The sequence below is a fragment of the Amycolatopsis sp. VS8301801F10 genome (genome assembly GCF_046195355.1).
Lineage (GTDB): Bacteria > Actinomycetota > Actinomycetes > Mycobacteriales > Pseudonocardiaceae > Amycolatopsis.
Genome location: NZ_CP176065.1, coordinates 9,175,011 through 9,199,333, shown reverse-complemented (window position 1 = coordinate 9,199,333; position 24,323 = coordinate 9,175,011). Strand labels below are relative to the sequence as shown.

The 24,323-nt window shown below is 70.4% G+C and carries 22 protein-coding genes; 16 read left to right on the top strand and 6 right to left on the bottom strand.

The genetic code is table 11. The features are described 5' to 3' along the window. Nucleotides 1-23: 23 nt before the first annotated feature. On the top strand, nucleotides 24-2,267 hold the full coding sequence (katG, locus tag F9C11_RS41970) for a catalase/peroxidase HPI (RefSeq protein WP_409182879.1): 2,244 nt from the start codon (nucleotides 24-26) through the stop codon (nucleotides 2,265-2,267). 81 nt (nucleotides 2,268-2,348) lie between these two features. Here katG and F9C11_RS41965 read toward each other — a convergent pair whose 3' ends face one another. The 3 genes from F9C11_RS41965 to F9C11_RS41955 form a co-directional block, all read right to left on the bottom strand. Further along, nucleotides 2,349-3,245, bottom strand: coding sequence for a C1 family peptidase (locus F9C11_RS41965; RefSeq protein WP_409182878.1), 897 nt, complete (start codon nucleotides 3,243-3,245; stop codon nucleotides 2,349-2,351). A gap of 241 nt (nucleotides 3,246-3,486) precedes the next feature. Continuing rightward, the gene (locus F9C11_RS41960) at nucleotides 3,487-4,167 is read right to left on the bottom strand and encodes a TetR/AcrR family transcriptional regulator (RefSeq protein ID WP_409182877.1); all 681 of its coding nucleotides are present in this window, start codon (nucleotides 4,165-4,167) and stop codon (nucleotides 3,487-3,489) included. A gap of 49 nt (nucleotides 4,168-4,216) precedes the next feature. Next, the gene (locus F9C11_RS41955; protein WP_409182876.1) at nucleotides 4,217-4,789 is read right to left on the bottom strand and encodes a TlpA family protein disulfide reductase; all 573 of its coding nucleotides are present in this window, start codon (nucleotides 4,787-4,789) and stop codon (nucleotides 4,217-4,219) included. 60 nt (nucleotides 4,790-4,849) lie between these two features. Between F9C11_RS41955 and F9C11_RS41950 the strand changes: the two genes are divergently transcribed. From F9C11_RS41950 to F9C11_RS41940, 3 genes are read left to right on the top strand one after another with little or no spacing between them, the layout of a single operon-like run. Next, nucleotides 4,850-6,016, top strand: coding sequence for a sensor histidine kinase (locus tag F9C11_RS41950; protein WP_409182875.1), 1,167 nt, complete (start codon nucleotides 4,850-4,852; stop codon nucleotides 6,014-6,016). After that, nucleotides 6,013-7,452: a BTAD domain-containing putative transcriptional regulator gene (locus tag F9C11_RS41945; protein WP_409182874.1), complete on the top strand. Its 1,440-nt coding sequence runs from the start codon at nucleotides 6,013-6,015 to the stop codon at nucleotides 7,450-7,452. Before F9C11_RS41950 ends, F9C11_RS41945 begins: the two co-directional genes overlap by 4 nt. Next, nucleotides 7,449-7,853 (top strand): VOC family protein, encoded by a 405-nt coding sequence (locus F9C11_RS41940; RefSeq protein ID WP_409182873.1) that lies wholly within the window; start codon nucleotides 7,449-7,451, stop codon nucleotides 7,851-7,853. Before F9C11_RS41945 ends, F9C11_RS41940 begins: the two co-directional genes overlap by 4 nt. Before the next feature lie 428 nt (nucleotides 7,854-8,281). Here F9C11_RS41940 and F9C11_RS41935 read toward each other — a convergent pair whose 3' ends face one another. Then, nucleotides 8,282-8,821, bottom strand: coding sequence for a hypothetical protein (locus F9C11_RS41935; RefSeq protein WP_409182872.1), 540 nt, complete (start codon nucleotides 8,819-8,821; stop codon nucleotides 8,282-8,284). Nucleotides 8,822-8,891: 70 nt separating this feature from the next. Here F9C11_RS41935 and F9C11_RS41930 point away from each other — a divergent pair, with 70 nt between their 5' ends. The 7 genes from F9C11_RS41930 (at nucleotide 8,892) to F9C11_RS41900 (ending at nucleotide 15,856) form a co-directional block, all read left to right on the top strand. After that, the gene (locus F9C11_RS41930) at nucleotides 8,892-9,830 is read left to right on the top strand and encodes a hypothetical protein (RefSeq protein ID WP_409182871.1); all 939 of its coding nucleotides are present in this window, start codon (nucleotides 8,892-8,894) and stop codon (nucleotides 9,828-9,830) included. A gap of 132 nt (nucleotides 9,831-9,962) precedes the next feature. Next, the gene (locus F9C11_RS41925; RefSeq protein ID WP_409182870.1) at nucleotides 9,963-10,613 is read left to right on the top strand and encodes a superoxide dismutase family protein; all 651 of its coding nucleotides are present in this window, start codon (nucleotides 9,963-9,965) and stop codon (nucleotides 10,611-10,613) included. A gap of 118 nt (nucleotides 10,614-10,731) precedes the next feature. Further along, nucleotides 10,732-12,180 (top strand): polyprenol phosphomannose-dependent alpha 1,6 mannosyltransferase MptB, encoded by a 1,449-nt coding sequence (gene mptB, locus F9C11_RS41920; RefSeq protein WP_409182869.1) that lies wholly within the window; start codon nucleotides 10,732-10,734, stop codon nucleotides 12,178-12,180. Nucleotides 12,181-12,320: 140 nt separating this feature from the next. Beyond that, nucleotides 12,321-12,998, top strand: a complete 678-nt coding sequence (locus F9C11_RS41915) for a haloacid dehalogenase type II (RefSeq protein WP_409182868.1) — start codon at nucleotides 12,321-12,323, stop codon at nucleotides 12,996-12,998. A gap of 26 nt (nucleotides 12,999-13,024) precedes the next feature. Then, the gene (locus F9C11_RS41910) at nucleotides 13,025-14,575 is read left to right on the top strand and encodes a hypothetical protein (RefSeq protein WP_409182867.1); all 1,551 of its coding nucleotides are present in this window, start codon (nucleotides 13,025-13,027) and stop codon (nucleotides 14,573-14,575) included. A 79-nt stretch (nucleotides 14,576-14,654) separates the two neighbouring features. Beyond that, a complete protein-coding gene (locus F9C11_RS41905) occupies nucleotides 14,655-15,269 on the top strand; it encodes a ClpP family protease (RefSeq protein ID WP_409182866.1) in 615 nt (204 codons plus the stop codon). Further along, a complete protein-coding gene (locus tag F9C11_RS41900; protein ID WP_409182865.1) occupies nucleotides 15,266-15,856 on the top strand; it encodes a ClpP family protease in 591 nt (196 codons plus the stop codon). Before F9C11_RS41905 ends, F9C11_RS41900 begins: the two co-directional genes overlap by 4 nt. 347 nt (nucleotides 15,857-16,203) lie before the next feature. On the opposite strand, the gene F9C11_RS41895 is transcribed toward F9C11_RS41900, so the two are convergent. Together F9C11_RS41895 and F9C11_RS41890 are read right to left on the bottom strand one after the other, a co-directional pair. After that, nucleotides 16,204-16,551, bottom strand: a complete 348-nt coding sequence (locus F9C11_RS41895) for a helix-turn-helix domain-containing protein (protein ID WP_409182864.1) — start codon at nucleotides 16,549-16,551, stop codon at nucleotides 16,204-16,206. A 59-nt stretch (nucleotides 16,552-16,610) separates the two neighbouring features. Further along, the gene (locus tag F9C11_RS41890) at nucleotides 16,611-17,036 is read right to left on the bottom strand and encodes a hypothetical protein (RefSeq protein ID WP_409182863.1); all 426 of its coding nucleotides are present in this window, start codon (nucleotides 17,034-17,036) and stop codon (nucleotides 16,611-16,613) included. Nucleotides 17,037-17,165: 129 nt separating this feature from the next. Between F9C11_RS41890 and F9C11_RS41885 the strand changes: the two genes are divergently transcribed. From F9C11_RS41885 to F9C11_RS41865, 5 genes are all read left to right on the top strand, one after another. After that, nucleotides 17,166-18,500, top strand: coding sequence for a pyridoxal phosphate-dependent decarboxylase family protein (locus tag F9C11_RS41885; RefSeq protein WP_409182862.1), 1,335 nt, complete (start codon nucleotides 17,166-17,168; stop codon nucleotides 18,498-18,500). 521 nt (nucleotides 18,501-19,021) lie between these two features. After that, nucleotides 19,022-20,200, top strand: a complete 1,179-nt coding sequence (locus F9C11_RS41880) for an MFS transporter (protein ID WP_409182861.1) — start codon at nucleotides 19,022-19,024, stop codon at nucleotides 20,198-20,200. Nucleotides 20,201-20,214: 14 nt separating this feature from the next. Next, nucleotides 20,215-21,027: an aldo/keto reductase gene (locus F9C11_RS41875; RefSeq protein ID WP_409182860.1), complete on the top strand. Its 813-nt coding sequence runs from the start codon at nucleotides 20,215-20,217 to the stop codon at nucleotides 21,025-21,027. 243 nt (nucleotides 21,028-21,270) lie between these two features. Continuing rightward, nucleotides 21,271-22,479, top strand: a complete 1,209-nt coding sequence (locus F9C11_RS41870) for a cytochrome P450 (protein ID WP_409182859.1) — start codon at nucleotides 21,271-21,273, stop codon at nucleotides 22,477-22,479. A 504-nt stretch (nucleotides 22,480-22,983) separates the two neighbouring features. Further along, entirely contained in the window at nucleotides 22,984-24,285 is a 1,302-nt protein-coding gene (locus F9C11_RS41865) for a cytochrome P450 (RefSeq protein ID WP_409182858.1), read from the top strand. Nucleotides 24,286-24,323 lie beyond the last annotated feature (38 nt).

Below are 24,323 nucleotides of genomic sequence, written 5' to 3'. Positions count from 1 at the left end.
TTCTGAGTTCCGGAAGGATTCCCGTGTCTGACACCCCGAACGCCGAAGTCGGCGAGATGAATGAGGAGACCGCTGGCGGGTGCCCGGTCCACACGGGCCGCTTCGCGCACCCGACCGAGGGCGGCAGCAGCCGCGACTGGTGGCCGAACCAGCTCAACCTGAAGATCCTCCGGAAGCACCCCGTCGTGGCGGACCCGATGGACGACGGCTTCGACTACGCCAAGGAATTCTTGAGCCTCGACCTCGACGCCCTCGCCCGCGACGTCGACGCGGTGCTCACCGACTCCCAGGAGTGGTGGCCCGCCGACTTCGGCAACTACGGCCCGCTGTTCATCCGGATGGCCTGGCACAGCGCGGGCACCTACCGGATCGACGACGGCCGCGGCGGGGCCGGCGCCGGGCAGCAGCGGTTCGCGCCGCTGAACAGCTGGCCGGACAACGGAAACCTGGACAAGGCGCGCCGTCTGCTGTGGCCGGTCAAGAAGAAGTACGGCAAGAAGATCTCGTGGGCCGACCTGATGATCTTCGCCGGCAACCGCGCGCTCGAGACGATGGGCTTCAAGACCTTCGGCTTCGCCGGCGGCCGCGCCGACGTGTGGGAGCCGGACGAGGACGTGTACTGGGGCCCGGAGCGCACCTGGCTCGGCGACGAGCGCTACTCCGGCGACCGCGAGCTGGAGAACCCGCTGGCCGCGGTCCAGATGGGCCTCATCTACGTGAACCCGGAAGGCCCGAACGGCAACCCGGACCCGATCGCCGCGGCGCGCGACATCCGCGAGACGTTCGGCCGGATGGCGATGAACGACGAGGAGACCGTCGCGCTGATCGCGGGCGGCCACACCTTCGGCAAGACGCACGGCGCGGCCGACGCGGACGTGCACGTGGGCGCGGAGCCGGAAGGCGCCCCGATCGAGCAGATGGGCCTCGGCTGGAAGAACAGCTTCGGCAGCGGCAAGGGCCGGGACGCGATCACGAGCGGGCTGGAGGTCACCTGGACCCCCACCCCGACCAAGTGGAGCAACTGGTTCTTCCACAACCTCTTCACCTACGAGTGGGAGCTGACGAAGAGCCCGGCCGGCGCGCACCAGTGGAAGCCGAAGAACAACGCCGCGGCGAACACCGTGCCGGACCCGGAGACCGGTGACCTCAACCGGGCGCCGAGCATGCTGACCACCGACCTGGCGCTGCGCTTCGACCCGATCTACGAGCCGATCTCGCGCCGGTTCTACGAGAACCCGGACCAGTTCGCGGACGCCTTCGCCCGCGCCTGGTTCAAGCTGACGCACCGCGACATGGGCCCGATCCAGCGCTACCTCGGCCCGCTGGTGCCGCAGGAAGAGCTGATCTGGCAGGACCCGGTCCCGGCGGTCGACCACGAGCTGGTCGACGACGCGGACGTGGCGGCCCTCAAGGCGAAGATCCTCGAGTCCGGCCTGTCGGTGTCGCAGCTGGTGTCCACCGCGTGGGCGTCGGCCTCGACCTACCGGCACAGCGACAAGCGCGGCGGCGCGAACGGCGCCCGCATCCGCCTCGAGCCGCAGCGCGGCTGGGAGGTCAACGAGCCGGACGAGCTGGCGCAGGTGCTGCGCACGCTCGAGGGCGTCCAGGAAGCGTTCAACAGCGCGCAGACCGGCGGCAAGAAGATCTCGCTCGCCGACCTGATCGTGCTGGCCGGCGCGGCGGGCGTGGAGAAGGCGGCGAAGGACGGCGGCGTCGACATCACCGTTCCGTTCACGCCGGGCCGCACCGACGCTTCGCAGGAGCAGACCGACGTCGAGTCGTTCGCGCCGCTCGAGCCGAAGGCCGACGGGTTCCGCAACTACCGCGGCAAGGCCAACCGGCTGCCGTCGGAGTACCTGCTGGTGGACAAGGCGAACCTGCTCAACCTGAGCGCGCCGGAGATGACCGTGCTGGTCGGCGGCCTGCGCGTGCTGGGCGCGAACTACCAGAACTCGTCCCTGGGCGTGTTCACCGACCGGCCGGGCACGCTGACGAACGACTTCTTCGTCAACCTGCTCGACATGGGCACCGAGTGGAAGCCCGCCGACGGCGAGGGCCCGAACGCGGAGTCCTTCGAGGGCCGCGATCTCGCCACCGGCGAGGTCAAGTGGACCGGCACCCGCAACGACCTGGTGTTCGGCTCGAACTCCGAACTGCGCGCGCTCGCCGAGGTCTACGGCAGCGACGACGCCAAGGAGAAGTTCGTCCGCGACTTCGTCGCCGCGTGGCACAAGGTCATGAACAACGACCGGTACGACCTGGTCTGAGTTTCCTGATCCGCTGAGCGGACGAAGGGCTCCTCGCGGGAATTCCCGCGAGGAGCCCTTTGCCTTTTTTTCGCCTAGGCGTCAGCTCTGGACGAGCTTGCCCATCGCGTTGACCTCGTCGACGTCGCCGGTGCTGAAGAACGACCACGGCACCGTCACGAAACCGCCATCGCCCCAGCCGGATCCCCAGCTGTTCTCGATCTTCACGCCCTGCTCGTTGTAGGCCACGATGGTCACCTCGTGCCCGCCGACGACGGGGTCGCTGTTCGAATCGCCGGGCAGGTACGAGTAATCGCTCGCGGTGGACGAGTCCAGGTTCATGAAGCTCTGGTGCACGGTGAACCCGATCGCCACCGGCTCGCCCTGGGAAATGGCGTTCTCGATGTCGGAACGGGCCGCGTCGCCGCTCGTCGACAATTGCGTGTAGCCGGAAAGCTTGTAGTGCGCCGCATTCGCCCGTTCGTTCTGATCGGGCTGGGTGGTGTAGTCGAAATCGCCCTGCCAGTAGTCGGATTTCGTGTCGATGCCCTGCTTCTGTTCCATCGGAAGCGCGACGCTCGCCCAGGTGCCCTGGTCGTTGCCCTTGGCGATCTGGGAGTAAATGAACATCGGGGCCATCGGGCCGCCGCTGATGCCCTGTTCGTTCATCAGCACGCCGTAGCCGGTGTAGCCGGTGGCCCAGGTGACGCACGAACCGACCTGGCCCTGGTCGCCGGGCGCGTTGGCGTACTGGGTGAGGTCGCCGCTGGAGGGCAGTTCGGCCGTGGCGCGCGGGTGCACGGGGAGCGCGGAGTTCGCGCGGGCGTGTTTTTTGGCCTGCTCGGCCTTCAGTCCGGCGATGTTCAGTCCGAGGCCGTGCTTGAGGTGCTGCGGGTGATGCTGGGCGGCGGCCGCGGAGGCCGGGGTCGCGCCCATCGCCGCGGCGAGGCCGGCCGCGGCGAGCAGGGAAACGAGTGCGGACGTTTTTCTGATCTGCATCCTGGTGCTCCTTTGGACCTGCAGAAAAAGAAATCGGAAAGGGTGGGGGAGGCGGATCCGGCCAGAGCAAAGGTAGATCGGCGGAAATTTTCCGGGAACCTACGAAAGGAGGGAGCGCATCAACTGCCGAATTGGAGCGGATCGATCAAGCGGACATTGCGCCCGTAATCGCCGCTATTCCGGCGTACTGGTCCATGATGGACGCGCGGAAACCCTGGTGCCGCAGGTGGTCTGAACCACCTCAGCCGGGCAGCTGGGTCGTGCGCGCGCCGTTGAGAAGGGCGTCGATCGCCCACCGAGACCGCGTTTCGGCATTGCCGGAGAACAGGTTTTCGCTCGCCGCGGCGATGTGCGGATGCGTTTCGGGGGAAAGGCCGCGGACGGTTTCGGCGAGCGCGTCGTGCTTGCGTTCCGAGTCCGGGCGGTCCTTGCGGGTGCTGTGCTCGACCGCGCTGGCGGTGGCGACGAGCAGCAGCAGGTCGACCGTCCACGCGGCCGGGCCGGACGGCACCCCGGCTTCGGCGAGCAGGCCGAGCACGGTGTCGACAACGGCGAGGTAGTTCGGCCCGTGCAACGGCGTCACGAGCGCGACGCGGGCGAGCCCGGGGTGGGCGTAGAGGACGTCGCGGTAGGTGGACATGACTGTCCACAAGCGACTCCGCCAGTCGCCCTCTGCGGCGCCGGCGGCGGCCGGGACCTCGCCGAGGAGTTCGTCAAGCACCGCGGCGTGGAGTTCGTCGGTGTCGCGGACGTAGACGTAGAGCGAGGCCGGGCCGGTGTCCAGTTCCTTCGCGAGCCGCCGCATGGTGACGCGCTCGGCTCCTTCGCGGCGCACGACGTCGAGAGCGGCCGCGATGATGCCTTCGCGGCTCAGCGCGGGCTTGGCGGGACGTTCCCGGCGGTTGTAGCCACTCGCGGTCATCCGCCCATGGTAGGCGCACGCGGCCCGAACGGTCTGGACCTTGGCCGGGCTACTCGGCGAGCACGCGGTCCAGGGCGGGCTGGACGTCGGTCCGCCGGACCGCGCCGAGGTAGACCGCGGCGACCCGCTGCTGTTTGTCCACGATCAGCGAGATCGGCACCGCGCTCAGCGGGAGGCCGCGCAACTGCAGGGCGACCCGGCCGGACGGGTCGAAGATCGACTCGTAGCCGAGCCCGAGGTCCTTGACGAAGTCGGCGGCGTACTTCGGGTTGTCTCGGACGTTGATGCCGAGCACCCGGATGCCGCGGTCGCGGCCGGCGTCGGCGATGGCCTGCAGCGTGCGCGCTTCGGCCCGGCACGGCCCGCACCAGGCGCCCCAGAGGTTGAGCAGGACGACTTTCCCGGAGTAGTCGGCCAGCGAGAGGTCCCTGCCGGGCTCGCGCAGGCTCTGGCCCTTGACGTTCGCGGCCATTTTGCGCTCCGGCACCGGATAGTGGATGGTCGTCCGCCCGCCCGGCGAGACGAATTCGAAGGTGTCCGACTGGCTGACCGCGTCCTTGCCGGTCGCGCACGCGGCGAGGGGAAGCAGAGTCAGCAGGAGAACGAGCCGAGCGAAGCGCACGCGGCATGGTATCGGTGCGGCCCCGGGCGGCTTCCGACGCGGTTTTCTAGGCTGGACCCCGTGTGGGAGACAGCGAAGGACCGGTTGCGGGGCCGGCTGGCGGACGGCTTGGCCCAGTCCGGGCTCACGCTGCCCTGGTGGGTTCCGCTGGGGACGACCGCCTTCACGGTGATCGGGCTGGTGGTCGCGGTCGGCCAGCGGGTGGGGCCCGCGCTGCCGGTGGCGATCGCCGGGTTTCTGCTGGCCACGTCGTCGACGCTGCTGTGGATCTGCACCGGGCGGCTCGCTCCGTCGTGGCTGAAGGCGCTCGGGGTGCTCGCCGGGACCGGGCTGCTGCTGACGCACCCGGTGGTGCCGGACTTCGCGCCGATGCCGATGATCGTGCTCGCCGGCGAACTGGGGTCCATCGCGCCGCCGCGGGTCGCGTTCGCCTCGACCGGCGGGGCGATCGCGGTGCTCGGGGCCGCCGCGCTGACCGTCGGGCTGGTCGGGGCTCCGGTGTACCAGCTGGCGGTGGTGGTCGGGATGGCCGCCGGGTTCATGCTGCGCTGGTACGTGCGCGCGCTGGACGCCGAACGCGGCAAGCAGGAGGCGGTGCGCGAACAGGCGATGCTCGGCGAGCGGCAGCGGATCGCGCGCGAGGTGCACGACGTCGTCGCGCATTCGCTGAGCATCACGTTGCTGCACGTCACGGGCGCGCGGCACGGATTGCGCACGGATCGCGACATCGACGAAGCCGTCGCGGCGCTCACCGAAGCGGAGCGGATCGGACGGGCGGCGATGGCCGACATCCGGCGCACGGTTGGATTGCTCGCGCAGGAGTCGGCGGGGACGCGGGCGTTGCCCGGTGCGGGCGACCTCGCGGACCTGGTGGCGGAAACGTGCGCGGCCGGGCTGGCCGCGGACTACGAACTGGAGGGGGACGTGACCGCGGTCGATGCCACGGTGGGGCTGGGGCTCTACCGGATCGCCCAGGAGTCGCTGGCGAACGTGGTCAAACATGCCCCGGGGGAGAAGGCGTTGGTACGGCTGGAGATCGGCGGCGCGGACGCGCGGTTGACCGTCCGCAATGGACACCACGGCGCGGCGCGCGGCTCGGGCGGTTCGGGGTTGGCGGGCATGGCGGCGCGCGCGGATCAGCTGGGCGCGCGGCTGACTGCCGGACCCGAGGGGGGCGAGTGGGTGGTCGACGTGACGGTTCCGCTGGCGCGCGAGGCGGGGTCGTGACCGCTGCCGCCGGGGAAACGCGGGTGTTGCTCGTCGACGATCAGGAGCTGGTGCGGTCCGGGTTGCGGTTGATCCTGCGGCGCCGCGACGGGTTCGTGGTGGCGGGGGAGTGCGCCGACGGCGACGAGGTCCCGGCCGCGCTCGAAGCGGCGGGCGGGGTCGATGTCGTGGTGATGGACCTGCGGATGAAGCGGGTCGACGGCATCGAGGCGACGCGCCGGCTGCGCGCGGCCGGCCCGCGCCCGCCGGTGCTCGCGCTGACCACGTTCGACGACGACGAACTGCTCGCCGGAGTGCTGCGCGCGGGCGCGGTCGGGTATGTGCTGAAGGATTCGCCCGCGGAGGACCTGATCCGCGCGGTGCGAGCCGTCGCGATGGGCGAGGCGTGGCTCGATCCGGCGGTCACCGGACGCGTGCTCACGACCTACCGCGAGGCGGCGACGGACCGTCCGACGATGCCGTCCGGATTGTTGACCCCGCGCGAACTGGACGTGCTCACCGCGGTGGCCCGGGGGCTGACGGACGCGGAAATCGCCGGAACGCTGGGGATTTCCGCGACCACGGTCGAGGCGCACTACGAGCGGGTGCGCGCGAAACTCCGCCTCCGCGACCGGGCGGCGGCCATCGTGTACGCCTTCGACCACGGCCTGGTCACCCCCGGCGCGGCGCCCGCCCCGGTCGGCCCGGACTCGCTGCGGTTCAGCGTGCTCGGCCCGCTGCAGGCCTGGCGAGGCCCGAACCTGCTGGACCTCGGCCCGGTGCGGCAGCAGGCACTGCTGGCGGCGCTGGTCCTGCGTCCGGGCGAGACGGTGAGCCCCGGGGAACTGCTCGATGGCGTGTGGGGGCTGGAACCGCCCGGAACCGGTGGCCGAGTGGTGCCGGTCTACGTGCATCGGTTACGGAAATGCCTGCGCGGGGCCGGTGAACGAACGGAAGACTCAGTCATCGGGAGCGACCGCGGCGGATACCGCTTCGCCGGGGAACGGGTGCGACTGGATGTCAGCGAGCTGACCGACCGGATCTCGGAAGCCACGACCGCCACCCGAGGCGGCGACTCAGCGGCCGCGGTCGCCGCGTACGACGGCGCGCTGGCCCTCTTCCACGGCGAACCGCTGGCCGGGCTGCCCGGTCCGTTCGTAGAAGGGGAACGCCTGCGCCTGACCGAGCGGCGGCTGACGTTGGTGCAGGAAAAGGCTGTGCTGCAACTGAAACTGGGCCGCACGGACGACGTGGTGCACGAGCTGTCGGCGTTGCTGGCAGTGCACCCGCATCGGGAACCGTTGGCGGTATTGCTGATGCGAGCACTCCATCGGGGCGGCCGCCGGGCCGACGCACTGGCGGTCCATCGCCGGACGCGGGAACGATTGCGCGCGGACCTGGACGTCGAACCGGGGGCGGAGCTGGATCGGGAACTGCGGGTGGTGCTTGGCTCGTGAGTGCACACGGGACCCTGCACCATGTCGAGTTGTGGGTGCCGGACCTCGGCCGCGCGGTCGCGTCGCTCGGATGGCTGCTGGAAGAACTGGGATATCAGCGGTTCCAGGACTGGGACGCCGGGCGCAGCTGGCGGCTCGGGCCGACGTATCTCGTGGTCGAGCAGTCCCCGGCGCTGACCGCGGACCGGCACGACCGCTGCCGGCCGGGACTGAATCACCTCGCCTTCCACGTCAAGGACGCCGCGACGGTCGAGCAGATGGCCGCCGACGCCGCCCGGCACGGGTGGCAGCTGATGTTCCCGGAGAAACATCCCCATGCGGGCGGCGCGGAGCACTACGCCGCGTACTTGCAGAACGACGACGGCTTCGAGGTCGAACTCGTCAGCTCTGCTGCGCAGTAGTGCGCGGGAGATCCTGGCTCGGGTACTGAGAATCCGCCGATTCATGCGGCGACTCCGCAGAAGAAGCCGAGCCAGCTCCGTCCTCAGTGCTGGCTTCGTAGCGCTGCACCGCTTCGGCTTTCTGTTCGGCCGCTTGGACATTCGCGGCGAACAGGCTGGCCCCCGCCGCCCGCACTCGCTCCTGCCGCGGCGGCGACTGCGCCCCCAGTCGGGTCGCCCGGCGGCTTCGGCATGGGGTTGCTCGACAGCATGCGAATCGCCCGTGGGCCGCGCGCCGAGTCGGCCAGGTTCTCCACCCGGCCGACGCGGCGTCGACCCACTGATCCGGATTCTCCGGTCATCCCCCGCCTTCGCCTCTGCCCGGCCAGCCGCGGCCGGGCACTCGCGCACGGTAAGAGACGGCGATGAAATCGCGATGAAAGCTGTGCTTACCGGGGCGGGACGAGGTCTCCGCTCTCGATCCGGGCCGCGGTGCGGGCGAGCCAGTCGGCGTCGTGCCGGAGCCGGGAAACCAGGAAATGCGCTTCGATCATCTGCATCTCCGGCAAGGCGGCGTCGTCGAGCGTCTTGGCCAGCTCGCGATGCTGGTCGCTGACCCGGGCCGCCCGGTCGCGCAGCAGAGTCACCGCGCGCGCCGGCGGCAGCGCGCCGAGGTAGGCCAGCGCGATCAGGAACCGGGAGTCGAGGTTCGGGTCGGCGTCGCGCAGCTGCCGCTCGATCCGTTCGCGGAAATCGGCGAGACCCGCCTCGGTCAGCCGCACCGGCTGCGGGTCGCCGTCGCCGTCCGGTTCCACGAGACCGTTCCGGGTCAGCGTGCCGACCAGCGTGTACACCGTCGACGTCTTCGGGTTCAGGAACGGGTAGCGCGTGCGGAGTTCGCGCAGGAGCGCGTACTGGTGGCGCGGGGTTTCCACGAGCAAGCCCAGCATCGGCAGCACGAGCGGGTTGTCGAGAGCGTTCGTCGGCACCGGACCAGGGTAGCGCACGATAGTCGTATACGAGTATATTGCTCGTATACGACTAATGGAGGAGATGCTCATGATCGCCTTTGGCGTGTGGCCCGGCGTGGTCAGCGCGGACCTGGTGCGGCTGGACACGTTCATCGACGCGCCGCCGGAGGACGTCGAACGGACCGCGGAAGCGTTGCGGGACCTGGCGAAGGGCACGGAACGGTTCTACGTGCGCTGTTACCGCAACTACCGGGGTCCGCACGAGCCGACGCCGCCCGATCCGGTGCCGTACCTCGGCGACGGGCGGGTGGTCGACTACGTCCTCGGCTACGGCAGTCCGGAGGCCGATCCGGACGGGTTCGCCGGCGCGGTGCGCGCCGCGGTGCGCGAGGTCGCCGAGCTGGGCGGCGGGAAACTGCAGGTCTGCGAGGAGGTGAACGTGGCCGCGCCGCTGGACGGCGGCAGTCCGGGTTGTTACGAAGCGCTCGGCGCCGGGCTCGCGGCGGCGCTGGACGAACGGGCGCGGCTGGGGGTCGACGTGGCGATCGGATTCAACGCCGCGGTCGCGTTGCCCGGCGATCCGTTCTGGGCCGCGGTGCGCTCGGCGGTGGACCCGGAGGTGCTGGCCCGGGTGGACTACCTCGGCCTGGACTTCTTCCCGGACGTCTTCCGCCCGGTGCCCGCCGGCGCGCTGGCCGGTGCGGTGACCCACGTCGTGCGGTCCTTTCGCGAATCCGCGTCGGCGATCGGGATTCCGGCGAGCGTGCCGCTGCACATCACCGAAACCGGCTGGCCGACCGGACCGGAGAATTCGGAGGAACAACAGGAGCGGGTGATGGAATCCGTGGCGCGCACGGTGTTCGGGCTGGCGGCCGAGGCAGGCGTGGACACCTACGAGATTTTCGGGCTGCGGGACGGGCTGTCGAGCGGCCCGCGCGAAAATCGGTTCGGACTGCTGCGGGACGACTATTCCGCGAAACCGGCGTACGAGATGGTGAAACGGCTGATCGCGCAGCATTCTTCCTGACCGCGGATTCGCGCAAGGTGGATATTCCGCCGCGCGCAGGACCCGGTTAGTTCCATCTGGCCCCTGGTCACCGGGAAGCCGAGGCCCGATTCTGGAGCGGTCAGAGATCACCAGTGCCCTCAGGGAGATACCGTGCGCAGAAAGAAGTGGGTGGCAGGCGCGTTGGGTGCCTGCGCACTGGTCATGGGCGTCGCGCCGGCGGCCAGCAGCCACAGCGGCCAGCAGGCGCCGGAATCGGCCCGGCAGCCGGCCGGGGCGGCTTACCGCGACGGCGATTCCGCCTCCGCCACGCTGAAGGACGCCAAGGGCAACGAGGTCGGGACCGCGTGGTTCACCGCCGACAGCCGCTCGCACGCGGTCTGGGTCGAGGTGTACCTCACCGGGCATTTCACCCCCGGTTTCCACGGCATGCACGTCCACGAAAAGGGAAACTGCACCGTAGGCGACCCGAAAAACCCGTTCACCGCGGCGGGCGGGCACCTGATGCCGATGGACCACCACACCGGACTGCCCATCGGCCAGCTGCTTCCGGTGCAGGTGCGCTCGAACGGCCGCGGTTACGTCAAGTTCCTCCTGGACACCTTCACGCTGGACCAGCTGTTCGGGCCTAACGGGACCGCGATCATCGTGCATTCGAAGTCCGACAATTTCGCGAACATCCCCGCCGACCGCTACAGCGTCCGGGGCGACCCCAACGCTCCGGTGCCGGACGAAAAAACCAAGGCGACCGGCGACGCGGGTTCCCGGTTCGCCTGCGGCGTGATCACCCGGGACCAGAACTGACGGAGTCCTTTGTGGACCTTGCCGCGGCGTGATCCGGGAAGGGTTGCTTGAGGGAAGCAGATCCCCTCAAACAGCCCTTCCCGGACCGGTAACCGGGAGCGGCTACTACGATCGGCGCATGTCTGATCAGCCGGTCACGCTCTCGCGGCCCGTGCGGTTCTTCGGTTTCGCGTCCGCGGCGAGCCTGCGCTGGACCGGCTTCGGCGGCGTGCTGCTGCTTGCCGTCGCGGTGTACGCCGGGGCCGCCGGGACGTCCGGGGTGCTGCCCTTCGCGGGCGGGATCGCCGGGGTCGGGCTGGTGGTGCTCGCGTGGGCGCTGCTGGGCGGCCGTATCCTCGCCGCGGACGTGCCCGGCGCGGGCTGGCTCAAGTGGACGCTCGCGTTGTGGTGCGGGCCGTTGCTCGTCGTGCCGCCGTTGTTCAGCGGAGACGTCTTCAGCTACCTCGCACAGGGTGCGGTGGCCGCGCACGGGTTCGACCTCAACGTCGTCGGGCCGCGGCAAGCGCTGGGCGCGGCGTCGGACATCGTCGGGCGGGTCAGCGTTTACTGGCGCGAGACGCCGTCGCCGTACGGGCCGTTGTTCGGTGCGGTCGAACGGGTCATCGCGCAAGCGTCCGGCGGAAACCCGGTCGTCGGCGTCGCGTTGCACCGGCTGGTCGAGGTGGCCGGGCTCGTCTTGATCGCATGGGCGGTGCCGCGGCTGGCGGCCGCGGCGGGTGCGTCGCCGCGGGTCGCGTTGTGGCTGGGTGTGCTGAACCCGCTGGTGCTGTGGCACGTGGTCGCCGGGATGCACAACGACTCCCTCATGCTCGGCCTGATGCTCGCGGGCGTGGCGGTCGCGCTGGACGCGATGGGCGACCGGATCCGCTGGTGGCCCCTCGCGGGCGGGGTGCTGCTCATCGCGCTCGGCGCGGAGGTGAAGGTGCCCGCGCTGGTCGCGCTGGCCGCGGTCGGCACGGCACTTGCCCGCCGGCGCGGGCGGATCGGCGAATTCCTGCTCGCCGGCGCGGCGATGGCCGTGGTTTTCGCGGCGGTGTCCGCGGCGGTTTCGCTGGCGTCCGGGATCGGGTTCGGCTGGGTGTCGGCGCTGACGACCTCCGGCGAGGTCAACAGCTGGATGGCGCCCACGAACTGGTTCGGCTTCCTGGTCGGCGGCATCGGTTCGCTGTTCGGCGCGCACGTTACGCAGACGATGATCGGCGTCGGCAAGATCATCGGGTACGTGCTCACCGCGGCGGGGATCGCCGTGGTGCTGCGGCAGCAGTGGACCGGCCGGATCGACGCGGTCCGGTCCCTCGGGCTGATGCTGAGCGCGGTGGTGGTGTTCGGGCCCGTCGTGCAGCCGTGGTACCTGCTGTGGGCGGTGATTCCGCTGGCCGCGTCGCTGCCCGCCGGGCGCGTGCGGTCCGTGGCGATCACGCTGGTGGCGGTGTTTTCGGTGGTGCTTCCGCCGGTGGGCGGCAACTTCAGCGGACGCGTCGGGCTGCTGGTGCTCGGGTACGTCATCGGGCTCGCGGTCGTGGTGGCGGCGTTTTTCGCGCTGCGGAAAGCCGCCGCGGCGGACTAGCGCTGGCTCAGCCAGGCCTGTTCGGCGGCTCGGGCGGACGCGATCGCGCCGGTTTGAGTCCACTGTGGACATTGAACAGCTGGCGGGCACCGCGAACGGCGCTGGTTGCCCGGTGCGGGACGGCCGGATAGGTTGCGATCATGGACATCGAGGTGCTCGTGTTCGACGTGCTTGGCACGCTCGTCGACGAACCAGCCGGAATCCGGGCGGGGATCCGGAAATTCGCGCCGTCGCTCGCCGCCGCGGAGGTCGAAGAGCTGCTTTCGGTGTGGCAGAAGAAGGTCGAGCAAGAGCAGGCTCGCATCGTGGCCGGGGAGCGGCCGTTCGTCGCGAGTGACGTCCTCGATCGCGAAGCCGCGCAAGCCGTCGCCGACGCGGTCGGTGCTGGTGATGCGGCCGAGCTGGCGCTCGCGGCTCGGCAACTGCCGCCGTGGCCGGACACTGTCGACGGCCTCTCCCGCCTGGCCGAGCGATTCCCTCTGGTCGGACTGTCCAACGCGAGCCGGACCGGGTTGCTCGACCTGTGCGCGAACGCCGGCCTGCGCTGGCACACCGTGTTGTCCGCCGAGGACGCCCGCACCTACAAGCCGGCTCCGAACGTCTACCGGCTCGCCATCGACGTCGCGGGCCGCGCGCCGGAGCGGCTGCTGATGGTCGCCGCGCACGCTTGGGACCTGCGCGGGGCGCAGGAAGCCGGACTCCGGACCGCGTACGTCGGGCGTCCGGTCGGTGACCCGCCGGGCCCCGCCGACCGGTTCGACCTGCGGGCGGACGGGCTCGCGGACCTCGCCGACCAGCTCGAGCGCGGTCGCGGCTGAGCCCCGGACCAGGCATGATCTCGGGCGTGACTGCGCCCCGGGTGTCCGAGCTGAGCGATTTCGAACGCCGTCTGGTCGAATCGGCCCGCGAAGGCGAACTGCTCGGCGCCGCCCCGATCGACGTCGCCGAGCTGGCCGAAACCGAAAGCCCGGACCACCTCGTGCGCGCGGAGGTCCTCCGCGACCTGCTGCTCGGCAGGCACGGCGACCTCGACCCGCGCGGGATCATGCTGGCGCGGGCGCGGATCATCGGCGAGCTGAACCTCGACGGGGCCACCGCGATCGCCGGGATGGTGCTGCTTGCCTGCGTCTTCGACGGGCCGGTGCTCGCCCGCCAGGCGCGGCTGCCGCACCTGTACCTGATCGGCGGGCGGATGCCGGGCCTGCACGCCTCCCGGGTGCGGATCGAGGGGGACCTGCACCTGTCCGACGGCGTGCGGATCACCGGGAACAGCTCGGACGGGGCGATCCGGCTGATCGGCGCGCACCTCGGCGGGAGCCTGCTGTGCCGGGACGCGGAGATCTCCAATCCGGACGGGCTCGCGCTGGAGGCGAGTTCGGCGGAGCTGGGCAGCGGGCTGTACCTGCATCAGGGCACCCGGATCACCGGCTCGTCGGCCGACGGTGCGCTCCACCTCAACGGCGCGAGCATCGGCGGTCCGCTGGAGTGCCAGAGCATCAAGGTCTCCAACGACCGGGGACCGGCGATCGAGGCGGACAACCTGACGGTCGGCCGCAGCATGCTGATCCGGGACTCGGAACTGAGCGGCAACGGCGAGATCGGCGCGGTGCGGTTGCAAGGCGCGCAAATCGGCGGACAGCTCGAGTTCTCCGCGACCACGCGCGTCACGTCGCCGGAAGGCCGGCTGCTCGGGCTTTCCGACGCGAAAGCCACCACGGTGTTCATGCCCGGCGGCCTCGTGTGTCCCGACGGCAGCACGAGCGCCGAGTGCGACCATCCCGAACTGGCCTGGCTGGACGGATTCACCTACGCCACCATCGATCCCGCGTTCGGCTGGCGGAGGTGGCTGCACCTGCTTCGCTGCCACACCGAGTACTACGACGCCACCGGGTACCAGAAGCTGGCGGCAGTCGAACGGACCGCGGGCCACGACGGCAACGCGCGTGCGATCCTGATCGCGCAGCAGGACGACCTGCGCCGCCGGTCGCCGGAAGCCCTCGGCGGGCGGATGTCGCGCGGCTTCCACTGGATCTGGGGCACGCTGGCCGGATACGGCTACCGCGCCCGGCGTACGGCGGCGGCGTTGCTGCTCGCGCTCGTCGCCGCCGGAGCGCTCGGATTGTGGGCCGGCGCAACGGAAACCCGGCCGGGACACCACGCGGCGGAACGGGTCGCGACGGGTGCCGCGTGTTCGCCGGTCGAGCTGATCGGCCTGGGACTGGATCGCGGGCTGCCGATCGCGCCGACCGGTCTGCGGAGCCGGTGCGACCTCGACACGGCCAGCGTTTCCGGCCAGGTGTTCACCGTGGCGATCTGGAGTGTGCAGGTCGCGGTGTGGGGACTGGCGACGCTGGCGCTGGCCGGATATACGAACCTGGTGCGCAAAACCGGCTGACTTTCCGCGCTGCTCACAGCAGATCTGCCGTCGGCAGCGAAAGCGGCGGCACCGGGTCCCGCGGCGGCACAGTCGGGGCATGACCAACGAATCGACTCCGCCGATGTTCGACCAGCGGCTTCGGGAACGGTTCCTGAGCCAGCGGGTCCTCGTGCTGGACGGCGTGCTCGACGACGACAACGGGACGGTCCTCGCGACCCAGATGCTGTCCCTGGCCGGCGAAGACCCGGTCAAGGACATCGCGCTGTGGATCCACTCGCCCGGCGGTTCGGTCCCGTCGATGCTCGCGATCCGCGACGTGATGCGGCTGGTGCCCTGCGACGTGTCGACGCTCGCGCTCGGATTGGCGTGCAGCGCCGGGCAGTTCCTGCTGTCCGCGGGCACTCCCGGGAAGCGATTCGCCCTGCCGCACGCCCGAATCCTGATGCACCAGGGCTCGGCGGGCATCGGCGGCTCGGCCGTGGAGGTCGAGGTGCAGGCCGACGACCTGCGCTACACGCGGGACACCGTGCTGGGCCTCATCGCGCAGGACACCGGACAGCCGTTCGACCGCATTTTCGCCGATTCCCTGCACGACCGGTGGTACACCGCCGCGGAGGCGAAGGACTACGGCTTCATCGACCAGATCGTCGACCGCCTGGAGCAGGTCGTGCCGGTGCGCACGCACGCGATGGGCCTGGGGGTACGCGCATGAGCACCTACACCATCCCGAACGTCGTGACCCGCAGTCCCGGCGGCGAGCGGATCATGGACGTCTACTCGCACCTGCTGTCGGAACGGATCGTGTACCTGGGCACGGCGATCGACTCGGGCGTCGCGAACGCGTTGATCGCGCAGCTGCTGTTCCTGGAGTCGGACAACCCGGAGCAGGAAATCAACCTGTACATCAATTCCGAGGGCGGCGACCCGGCCGCGATGCTGGCGCTGTACGACACGATGCGCTTCATCAAGGCCCCAGTGGCGACGACCTGCGTCGGCCAAGCGGTGGCTACCGGCGCGGTTCTGCTGGCCGCGGGCGAGGCGGGCCGCCGGTCGGTGCTGCCGCACGCGCGGGTCGTGCTGCACCAGCCCGCCGCGCAGGGCCGAGGAACGATCCCGGACCTGATCCTGCAAGCGGACGAGGTGATCCGGGTCCGGACGCAACTGGAGGAGATCACGTCCCGGCACACCGGCCACGACGTGGCGGAACTGCGCCACGACACCGACCGGGACCGGGTGTTCGACGCGGCCGGGGCGGTGGAGTACGGACTGGCGGACCAGGTGATCGAAGCCCGTCCGTGAGCGGAGGCGCAGGCCGGTCTGGGGTTCCGGCCTGCGGCTTCGCGCCTCGGTTCGGGCTGTCGTGGGGGCGGGGTCGGGTTGCGGTGTCGCGCCTCGGTTCGGGCTGCGATGGGCGCGGTTCGGTGGGCGGTTTCGTTCCTCGGCTCGGGCTGCGGTGGCGCGCTCCGGTGGGCGGTTTCGTGCCTCGGTTGGTTGCCGTGGGCGCGGGGGTCGGACTGCGGCTTCCTCTTTGGTCCGGGCTGCCGTGGGCGCGAATCCGGCTTGCGGCTTCGCGCCTTGGCCAAGGCTGTCTTCGGCACGCGGGCCGTGGTCAGAGCACGGCGATCCAGGCGATCCCGCGGGCGGAATCAAGCAGCCATCAGCACCGGTCCGGCCGGACGGCGCGACGGGCGCGGTCCCACCACGCTGATCCGTCGCAGGTCCCCGGCGATTCCGCTCAGCAGTCCGGCCAGAGTGACCCCGAGCGCGCCCGTCACCGCGGCGATCATCTCGCTCGACGGTTCCTTCCGGCCGCGCTCGATCTCCGACAGGTACTGCGGCGAGATCCCGGCCCGCTCGGCGACGTCGACGAGCCGCTCGCCCTGGTTTTCCCGTTCGGCGCGGAGGCTGCGGCCGAGGACCTCGCGCCACAGCGGCTCCGCCTCGTCGTCCCGGGCGGGGGCGCGGCGCTGGTGGAAAGGAAGGATGTCCGCCATAGGCCCAGCCTGGCATCCGCCGGGGCCGCGGCGACAGCGGTTCCGCTCAGGGCAGAACGTCACCCCCCGACGTAATTGGCGAGCATGACCACTCCGAACACCAGCGCGATCGCCGAGATCGCGATGCCGGCCGCCGACACCGGCTTGCCGGTGCGCCGTCCGACGACGCCGACGAGTCCGCAGGTCAGCCCGGCCACGCCGAAGGGGAACGCGAGGTACGCGCGGATGCCGGTCAGGTCGATCGGCAGCAGCGGGACCACGCAGCCGAGCACCCCGAGCACCAGCGCCGCCACCCCCAGCCAGACGCCGTTCGCCGGAGCGGGCAGGGCGGGCGGATACCCCGGATACCCCGGGTACTGCTGGAGGTTCGGCTGACCGGCCCACTGCTGCGGCTGCCCGGCCCACTGCGCCGGTGGTTGCGCGGGGCCCGGCATCGGCGCGGGTCCGGCCGGCGGCACGCTCTGCGGACGGGGTTCGTCGGTCATCGGAAAGCTCCTCACCGCGCGAAAGAAACGTCGGCACACCTTAGATCGCCGGCTCCGGAAACCCAATCCGCTGCCCGCGGGCCGATAGGGTGCCCGAGGGGCAGCAACCGGCGACCGACGGGGTGACGCATGGACCGGCGCGAACTGATCGACCAGGCTCTCCGCGGCGTCGAGGCGTGGGAACGCAAGTGGGGTCCGTTCACCCCCTCCCCGGCGAGCCGGCCGGACGTCGACCTTCCCGCGCTGCTCGACGCCTACGCCGCCCGGATGGACGCGTCGTTCCCCTTCTTCCACCCCCGTTACGCGGGCCAGATGCTCAAACCGCCGCATCCGGTCGCGGTCGCCGCCTACCTCGCCGCGATGGTGGTCAACCCGAACAACCACGCGCTCGACGCTTCGCAGGCCACCTCGCCGATGGAGGTCGAGGTGATCGCGGACCTGGCGCGGATGTTCGGGTTCGCGCAGCCGTCGCTCGGCCACCTCACCTCCAGCGGGACGATCGCGAACCTCGAAGCCCTCTGGGTCGCCCGCGAACTGGCACCCGGCAAAGCGGTCGTCCACTCCCGGGACGCGCACTACACGCACGGCCGGATGTGCCAGGTCCTCGGGGTCGAATCCCGCGCGGTGCGGGCACTTCCCGACGGACGCGTTGATATGTCAGCTGTCGAAGCTGAAGTCCGCCGCGGCGGGGTCGGCACGGTGGTGCTGACGCCGGGAACGACCGGACTCGGGGCGGTGGACGACATCCAGCAGGCCCTCGCGCTGAAGGAACGGTACGGAATCCGCCTGCACGTCGACGGCGCGTACGGCGGGTTTTACACCCTGCTGGACGAGTACGAGGCCTACCGCGCGATCGGCTCGTGCGATTCGGTTGTCGTCGACCCGCACAAACACGGGCTTCAGCCCTACGGATGCGGCGCGGTGGTGTTCGCGGACCCGGCGGTCGGCCGGTTCTACAAACACGATTCTCCCTATACCTACTTCACTTCCGACGAATTGCACCTCGGCGAGATCTCCCTGGAATGCTCCCGCGCGGGCGCCGCGGCCGGAGCGCTTTGGCTTACCCTGCAAGCCTTTCCGCTGGAACGGGACCGCGGGCTCGGCCGAATGCTGGCCGCGTGCCGTCGAGCGGCGAACGATTTCGCCGGACTGCTCAAGGAATCCGACCGTTTCGCGCTGCACCTCGAACCCGCGTTGGACATCGTCGCCTACTGGCCGCGACGGACGCGGATGAGCGAGATCACCGACGCCGCCAACGCCATTCTCCAGAACGGCATGGCCGATCCGGACAACCCGCTGTACCTGTCCACTCTGCGCGTCGACGCGGACGCCTTCGCCGCACTGCACCCGGACGTCGAACGCGATGCCGAGACCGTCACCATCCTCCGGTCGGTGCTGATGAAACCGGAGCACGAAGCCTGGGTTCCGCAGCTCAAGCAAGCACTCGACCGGTTGGCGGGCTGAGCCCCGGACCGCCGGTTACCTCGGTGCGCCTGGTTGAGGATGGAACTTCGCGCGCCTGCCGACGAGTTAGTCCATTGAGGACTTGAGGCGCCACACGCCGTCCGGTGAGATATCAGGTCGACCGGATCTCCGAGATCCCCCCGGACCTGACCGCGGCGGGTGTCCGGTTGCTCGTGGAGACCCAAAATTCCCCGCTCGCGGAAAGCGGAGTGCCTGCCTCAGGCCGGTGCCGACGAGACAGCCCGCGATCTCCGACCTCCTGGATCGAGCCGACGGCCTCCCCCGGGGCTTCCGGACCCGGTCCGCGGCCAATCGACTGCTCTCGGCTCCCCGTGTCGCGGCCTCCTGCCGCGATACCTCGAGCGGAATGCCCGCCGCGATCGCCCCCGTCTCCGGGACCGTCATCCCAACTGTGACCCTCATCAACAACATGCGCCAACAACATGCCGCGTATGCAACTATTGCGAGAGCCGACAAGGAGCATCCACACACAGACCACGGAACCAAGGAGACGCGGGCTCATGCCACTAGCACTGGTAGCGCTGGCCATCGGCGCGTTCGGGATCGGCACCACCGAATTCGTGATCATGGGCCTGCTCCCGGAGATCGCCGCCGAGTTCGGGGTGTCCATCCCGGCCGCGGGATTCCTGGTGACCGGTTACGCGCTCGGGGTCGTTGCCGGAGCCCCGGTGATGACGATTCTCGGCACGAAGATCAACCGGAAGACCATGCTCATGCTGCTCATGGGCCTGTTCATCGCCGGAAACCTGCTGTCGGCGGTCGCGCCCGTGTTCGGGGTCATGCTCGCCGGGCGGATCGTCGCGTCGCTCGCGCACGGGGCGTTCTTCGGGATCGGCTCGGTCGTCGCGGCGGAACTCGTCGCGCCGGACAAGCGGGCCGGGGCGATCGCGATCATGTTCACCGGGCTCACGGTCGCCAACATCGTCGGCGTGCCGCTCGGCACGTTCGTCGGGCAGGCGGTCGGCTGGCGGGTCACCTTCGGGATCGTTGCGGCGCTCGGCGTCGTCGGGCTGGCCGGGGTCGCGAAGCTGGTGCCGGACCTGCCCCGGCCCGAAGGTGCGCATCTGCGCAAGGAGCTGGCTGCGTTCCGGAACGTCCAGGTCGTCCTCGCGATGGCGATGACGGTGCTCGGCTTCGGCGGGGTCTTCGCCGCGATCACCTACATCGCCCCGATGATGACCGAGATCGCCGGATACTCGGCGGGCGCGGTGACCTGGCTGCTGGTGCTGTTCGGCGTCGGCATGTTCCTCGGCAACCTCACCGGCGGCCGGTTCGCCGACCGCAAGCTCATGCCGATGCTGTACGTCAGCCTCGGCGGGCTCGCGCTCGTCCTGGCGCTGTTCACCGTCACCGCACACAGCAAAATCCTCGCCGCGGCAACGATTCTGCTGATCGGCGCGCTCGGCTTCGCCACCGTGCCGCCCCTGCAGAAGCGCGTTCTCGACCAGGCGCACGGCGCGCCGACGCTCGCGTCCGTCGTCAACATCGGCGCGTTCAACCTCGGCAACGCGTTGTCCGCGTGGCTCGGCGGCGTGGTGATTTCCGCCGGATTCGGCTACACCGCGCCGAACTGGGTCGGGGTCGCGCTCGCCGGTTCCGCGCTCGGCCTCGCGGTCCTGTCGGCCGCGCTCGAGCGGCGCCCGCGCGTCGCCGCGGCCGAACCCCTGGTTCAGCACTGAGAAAGGCAAGTCCCATGAACATCCGCCTCAACAACGGGGTCGAAATCCCGCAACTCGGCTTCGGGGTCTTCCAGGTCCCGGACGAGGAGACGACCGCCGCGGTCGCCAGCGCTCTCGAAGCCGGCTACCGCAGCATCGACACCGCCGCGATCTACGGCAACGAAGCCGGCGTCGGCCGCGCCATCGCCGAGTCCGGGATCTCCCGCGAGGACCTCTTCGTCACCACCAAGCTGTGGAACGAGGACCAGGGTTACGACTCGACCCTGCGCGCCTTCGACGCCAGCCTCGCGAAACTCGGTCTCGACTACGTCGACCTCTACCTGATCCACTGGCCGGCGCCCGCCCGCGACCGCTACCTCGACACCTGGCGCGCCTTGGAACAGCTCGCCAAGGACGGCCGCGTCCGCGCCGCCGGCGTGTCCAACTTCCAGCCCGCGCACCTGCGCCGCCTGCTCGACAACAGCGGCCTCGTGCCCGCGGTCAACCAGATCGAGCTGCACCCCGGCCTCCAGCAGGCCGAGCTGCGCGCCTTCCACGCCGAACACGGCATCGCGACCGAAGCGTGGAGCCCGCTCGCCCAGGGCGCGGTGCTGGCCGACCCGGCGATCGCCGGGATCGCCGCGCGCACCGGGAAATCCGCCGCGCAGGTGGTGCTGCGCTGGCACCTGCAGCTGGGCAACATCGTGATCCCGAAGTCCGTGACCCCGGCCCGGATCCGGGAGAACCTCGACGTCTTCGACTTCGAACTGACCGAAGAGGACCTCGCCGCGATCGCCGCCGCCGACCGCGGCCTGCGCACCGGGCCGGACCCGGACCAGTTCGGCTGACCGCTGCGGCACAACGGAAAAACCGGTCACCGGGAGCCTTTGGCGGCTCTCGGTGACCGGCCGCGTCCGGGGCGTCAGGGCCGGTTGACAATTCGCGCGGCCGCCTGCAAAGGTTGCCGGAGGTGACGAGGCCGGTCGCCGCACTGGGGATGTTCGATGAGGACTCGGGGGATTTCTTCTGCCCGATTCCTTGTGCTGCCAAGGGTTTCCCGGACCTCCCCGACTCGCCCGAGGAGGACGCCGATGACTGCCGATGCCGGGTTGCTCGCCCAGCTGCTGCCGTACGACCCGTTCGATCCCGCGTTCCTCAGCGATCCGTACCCGACCTACCGCAAGCTGCGCGAGGAAAGCCCGATCCTGCGGACGCCCGCGGGCATCTGGACGCTGACCGGTTTCGAGGACTGCTCCGCCGTGCTGCGCGACCCCCGGTTCGGCTGGGGAGACGGAGCCACGGTCGCCGACCACTTCACCACGGCCGAGGACGGTTCCGTAGTGCGGCCGTTCATCTTCGCCGACCCGCCGGAGCACACGCGGATCCGCACGCTGGTCAGCAAAGCGTTCGCCGCGCGCCGGGTCGACCGGATGCGCGACCGGGCGCGCGAACTGGCGAACGAGCTGGTCGGCGCGGCGGTGGCGAGCGGAACAACCGACCTGATGTCGGCGGTCGCGCATCCGCTGCCGGCGTTGCTGCTCGGCGAGCTGATGGCCGTCGAACCCGAACACGAGCCGCGCTTCCGGCAGCTGACCAGCGACATCGCCCGCGGCCTCGACCCGAGTTTCTTCCTGACGCCAGAGGAAATCGCCAAACGCGACAACGGCCGCCGCGAACTGCGCGAGTACTTCGCGACGCTCGTCGAGGCCCGCCGCGGCAAGCCGGGCGACGACCTCGTCAGCAACCTGGTCGCCGCCGAGGAAGCGGGCGACCGGCTCACCGAGTTCGAAATCCTGGTCACCTGCACGCTGCTGCTCGGCGCGGGCTACGCGACCACGGTGAACCTGATCGGCAACGGCATGCTCGCGCTGCTGCGGACGCCCGGCCAGCTCGAATGGCTGCGCGCCCACCGCGACGCGATCCCCGGTGCGGTCGAGGAAATGCTGCGGTTCGACGCTCCGGTCCAGGTGGTCTCCCGGACCGTGCTCGCCGAAGCGGAGATCGGCGGGACCGCGTTCCAGCCGGGGGAGCAGCTGATGCTGCTGCTCGGCGCGGCCAACCGCGACCCCGCGTTGTGCGAAGACCCGGAGGAGCTGCGGGTCGCCCGCCCGGCGAGCCGCACTCTCGCGTTCGGGCTCGGCATCCACTTCTGTGTCGGCGCTCCGGTCGCGAGGCTCGCCGCGCAGTCCGCGGTGGACGCGCTGCTCGACCACGACCTGGTGCTCGCCGGGGAACCGAGCCGGGTGCCGAACGTGGTGATGCGCGGGCTCGCCGAATTGCCGGTGGAGTTCCGCGACTGACCGGCACGGGCGCGAAGCGGCGCCGGGGGAGGAGAACCGCACATCCCGCTGAGTGCTGCCTCGAGAACGGCTCGAAGACGCGCCGTACCGGGCCGGCCGCGGTGCCGCAACCGCATTCCGGCGGGAATATGCGCCGCATTTAACGTAATTCCTCCGGCCGTCCGCACTAACTTGCCGACCGGGCAAGCCGGGACGTGCAGCGGAAATGGCCGGCGTTTCCGATATCGCGGCTCTGTCGAGAATGGAGCAGTGCGAAATTCCCGTGACGAAATATGCTTCCGGGCGGCTCCGGGAAGTGACCGGACGCGTGCGGGCAGTAGTCCTTTGTGGTCGGTTGGCCTCGGATTGTCCGGAATATGCGCAGGTCAGCGCGGTGCGGTTGCGACGGACACGCGGCGCGACCGAGACGGTACCGGCTGGATAGGCCCAACCGGAGGCTTGACGTAGTTCGGATCCGTGCGGCAATGTCGGGCTCAATCACGGAATGCGCTGGGGGTCGCAAGAGTGGCACAACAACCTGCCCTGTCCACTTCACGCGGGGCTGCCGAAGTCACCGGTCAGGATCTTCCCGAGATCCTCGGCGGGTTCGACCTCTCCGATCAGGACCGGTTCGCCGCCGGTTTCCCGTACGACGTTTTCGCTCGGCTGCGCGAGTCCGCTCCGGTGCTGCGGCATCCGCCGGGCCGCACCCGCGACGGCGAGGATTTCTGGGTGCTCAGCCGGTACCACGACATCGTCGAAGCGGCGCAGAACCCGGTTTTCTCGTCGCAGGGCGGCGGCTCCCGCGAGGGCGGCGGCACGCACCTCGACGACCTTCCCGCCGGGACGTACTCCGGCGGCATGCTGAACATGATGGACGATCCCCGGCACCGGCTGCTCAAGGACCTGGTCGCGCCGATGGTCACCGGCACCGGGCTCGGCAAGCTCGAACCGGTGGTCCGCGACCGCGCCGCGGCCGTCGTGTCCCGGGCGGTCAAGCTCGGTTCCGGCGACTTCCAGACCGCGGTCGCCGGCCGGTTCTCGGTCGAGATCATGGCCGCGCTGCTGGGAGTTCCGGCCGAGGACTGGGACCGCCTGATCGGCTGGACCGACGTCGCGATGGGCTACGAGGACCGCGATTCGGGCGAGTCGAGCGAGCGCAGCCAGTCGGTGCTGCTCGACATGTACAACTACAGCCGCGAACTCGTCGCGGCCAAACGCGCCGATCCGGGCGACGACTTCCTGTCCGGGGTCATCCACGCCGATCTGCCCGAGGTCGAAGGCGTCGCGCCGCTGTCGGACTACGAGCGCGAAGTGTTCTTCAACCTGCTTTCGCTGGCCGGCACCGAACCGACCCGCAACGCGATCGCGATCGGCATGCTGGCGCTGGCGGAGCGGCCCGACCAGTGGCGTGCCCTGCGCGCGGACCGGTCGCTGCTGGACGGCGCGATCGAGGAGATGCTGCGCTGGTCGAGCCCGACCCCGTACAACCGGCGCACGGCCACCGAGGACATCGAGTTCGGCGGCCACCTGATCCGGAAGGGCGAGAAAGTCACGCTCTGGTGGGCGTCGGCGAACCGCGATCCGGAGGTCTTCCCGAACCCGGACGCCTTCGACATCCGCCGCGACCCGAACCCGCATCTCGCCTTCGGCCACGGCACGCACACCTGTCTCGGGCTCACGCTCGCCCGGTCCGAACTGCGCGCGCTGTTCACCGAACTGCTCGACCAGGTCGCGCAGGTGCGGCTGACCGGGCCGGTTCCGTGGGCCCGCAACAACAAGCACACGGTCGCGCTCGAGATGCCGGTGGAGTTCGTTCCCGCCTGACGCGCCGCTCCCGGCCGCACCGGTCCGCGGCCGGGCAC

What these genes read in the sequence shown, in the direction of transcription:
- F9C11_RS41900 (WP_409182865.1), top strand. Translation starts at nt 15,266, where the DNA reads ATGAGCACCTACACCATCCCGAACGTCGTGACCCGCAGTCCCGGCGGC.
- F9C11_RS41965 (WP_409182878.1), bottom strand. Translation starts at nt 3,245, where the DNA reads ATGCAGATCAGAAAAACGTCCGCACTCGTTTCCCTGCTCGCCGCGGCC.
- F9C11_RS41905 (WP_409182866.1), top strand. Translation starts at nt 14,655, where the DNA reads ATGACCAACGAATCGACTCCGCCGATGTTCGACCAGCGGCTTCGGGAA.
- F9C11_RS41930 (WP_409182871.1), top strand. Translation starts at nt 8,892, where the DNA reads ATGATCGCCTTTGGCGTGTGGCCCGGCGTGGTCAGCGCGGACCTGGTG.
- F9C11_RS41890 (WP_409182863.1), bottom strand. Translation starts at nt 17,036, where the DNA reads ATGACCGACGAACCCCGTCCGCAGAGCGTGCCGCCGGCCGGACCCGCG.
- F9C11_RS41915 (WP_409182868.1), top strand. Translation starts at nt 12,321, where the DNA reads ATGGACATCGAGGTGCTCGTGTTCGACGTGCTTGGCACGCTCGTCGAC.
- F9C11_RS41885 (WP_409182862.1), top strand. Translation starts at nt 17,166, where the DNA reads ATGGACCGGCGCGAACTGATCGACCAGGCTCTCCGCGGCGTCGAGGCG.
- mptB (WP_409182869.1), top strand. Translation starts at nt 10,732, where the DNA reads ATGTCTGATCAGCCGGTCACGCTCTCGCGGCCCGTGCGGTTCTTCGGT.
- F9C11_RS41880 (WP_409182861.1), top strand. Translation starts at nt 19,022, where the DNA reads ATGCCACTAGCACTGGTAGCGCTGGCCATCGGCGCGTTCGGGATCGGC.
- F9C11_RS41895 (WP_409182864.1), bottom strand. Translation starts at nt 16,551, where the DNA reads ATGGCGGACATCCTTCCTTTCCACCAGCGCCGCGCCCCCGCCCGGGAC.
- F9C11_RS41960 (WP_409182877.1), bottom strand. Translation starts at nt 4,167, where the DNA reads ATGACCGCGAGTGGCTACAACCGCCGGGAACGTCCCGCCAAGCCCGCG.
- F9C11_RS41875 (WP_409182860.1), top strand. Translation starts at nt 20,215, where the DNA reads ATGAACATCCGCCTCAACAACGGGGTCGAAATCCCGCAACTCGGCTTC.
- F9C11_RS41870 (WP_409182859.1), top strand. Translation starts at nt 21,271, where the DNA reads ATGACTGCCGATGCCGGGTTGCTCGCCCAGCTGCTGCCGTACGACCCG.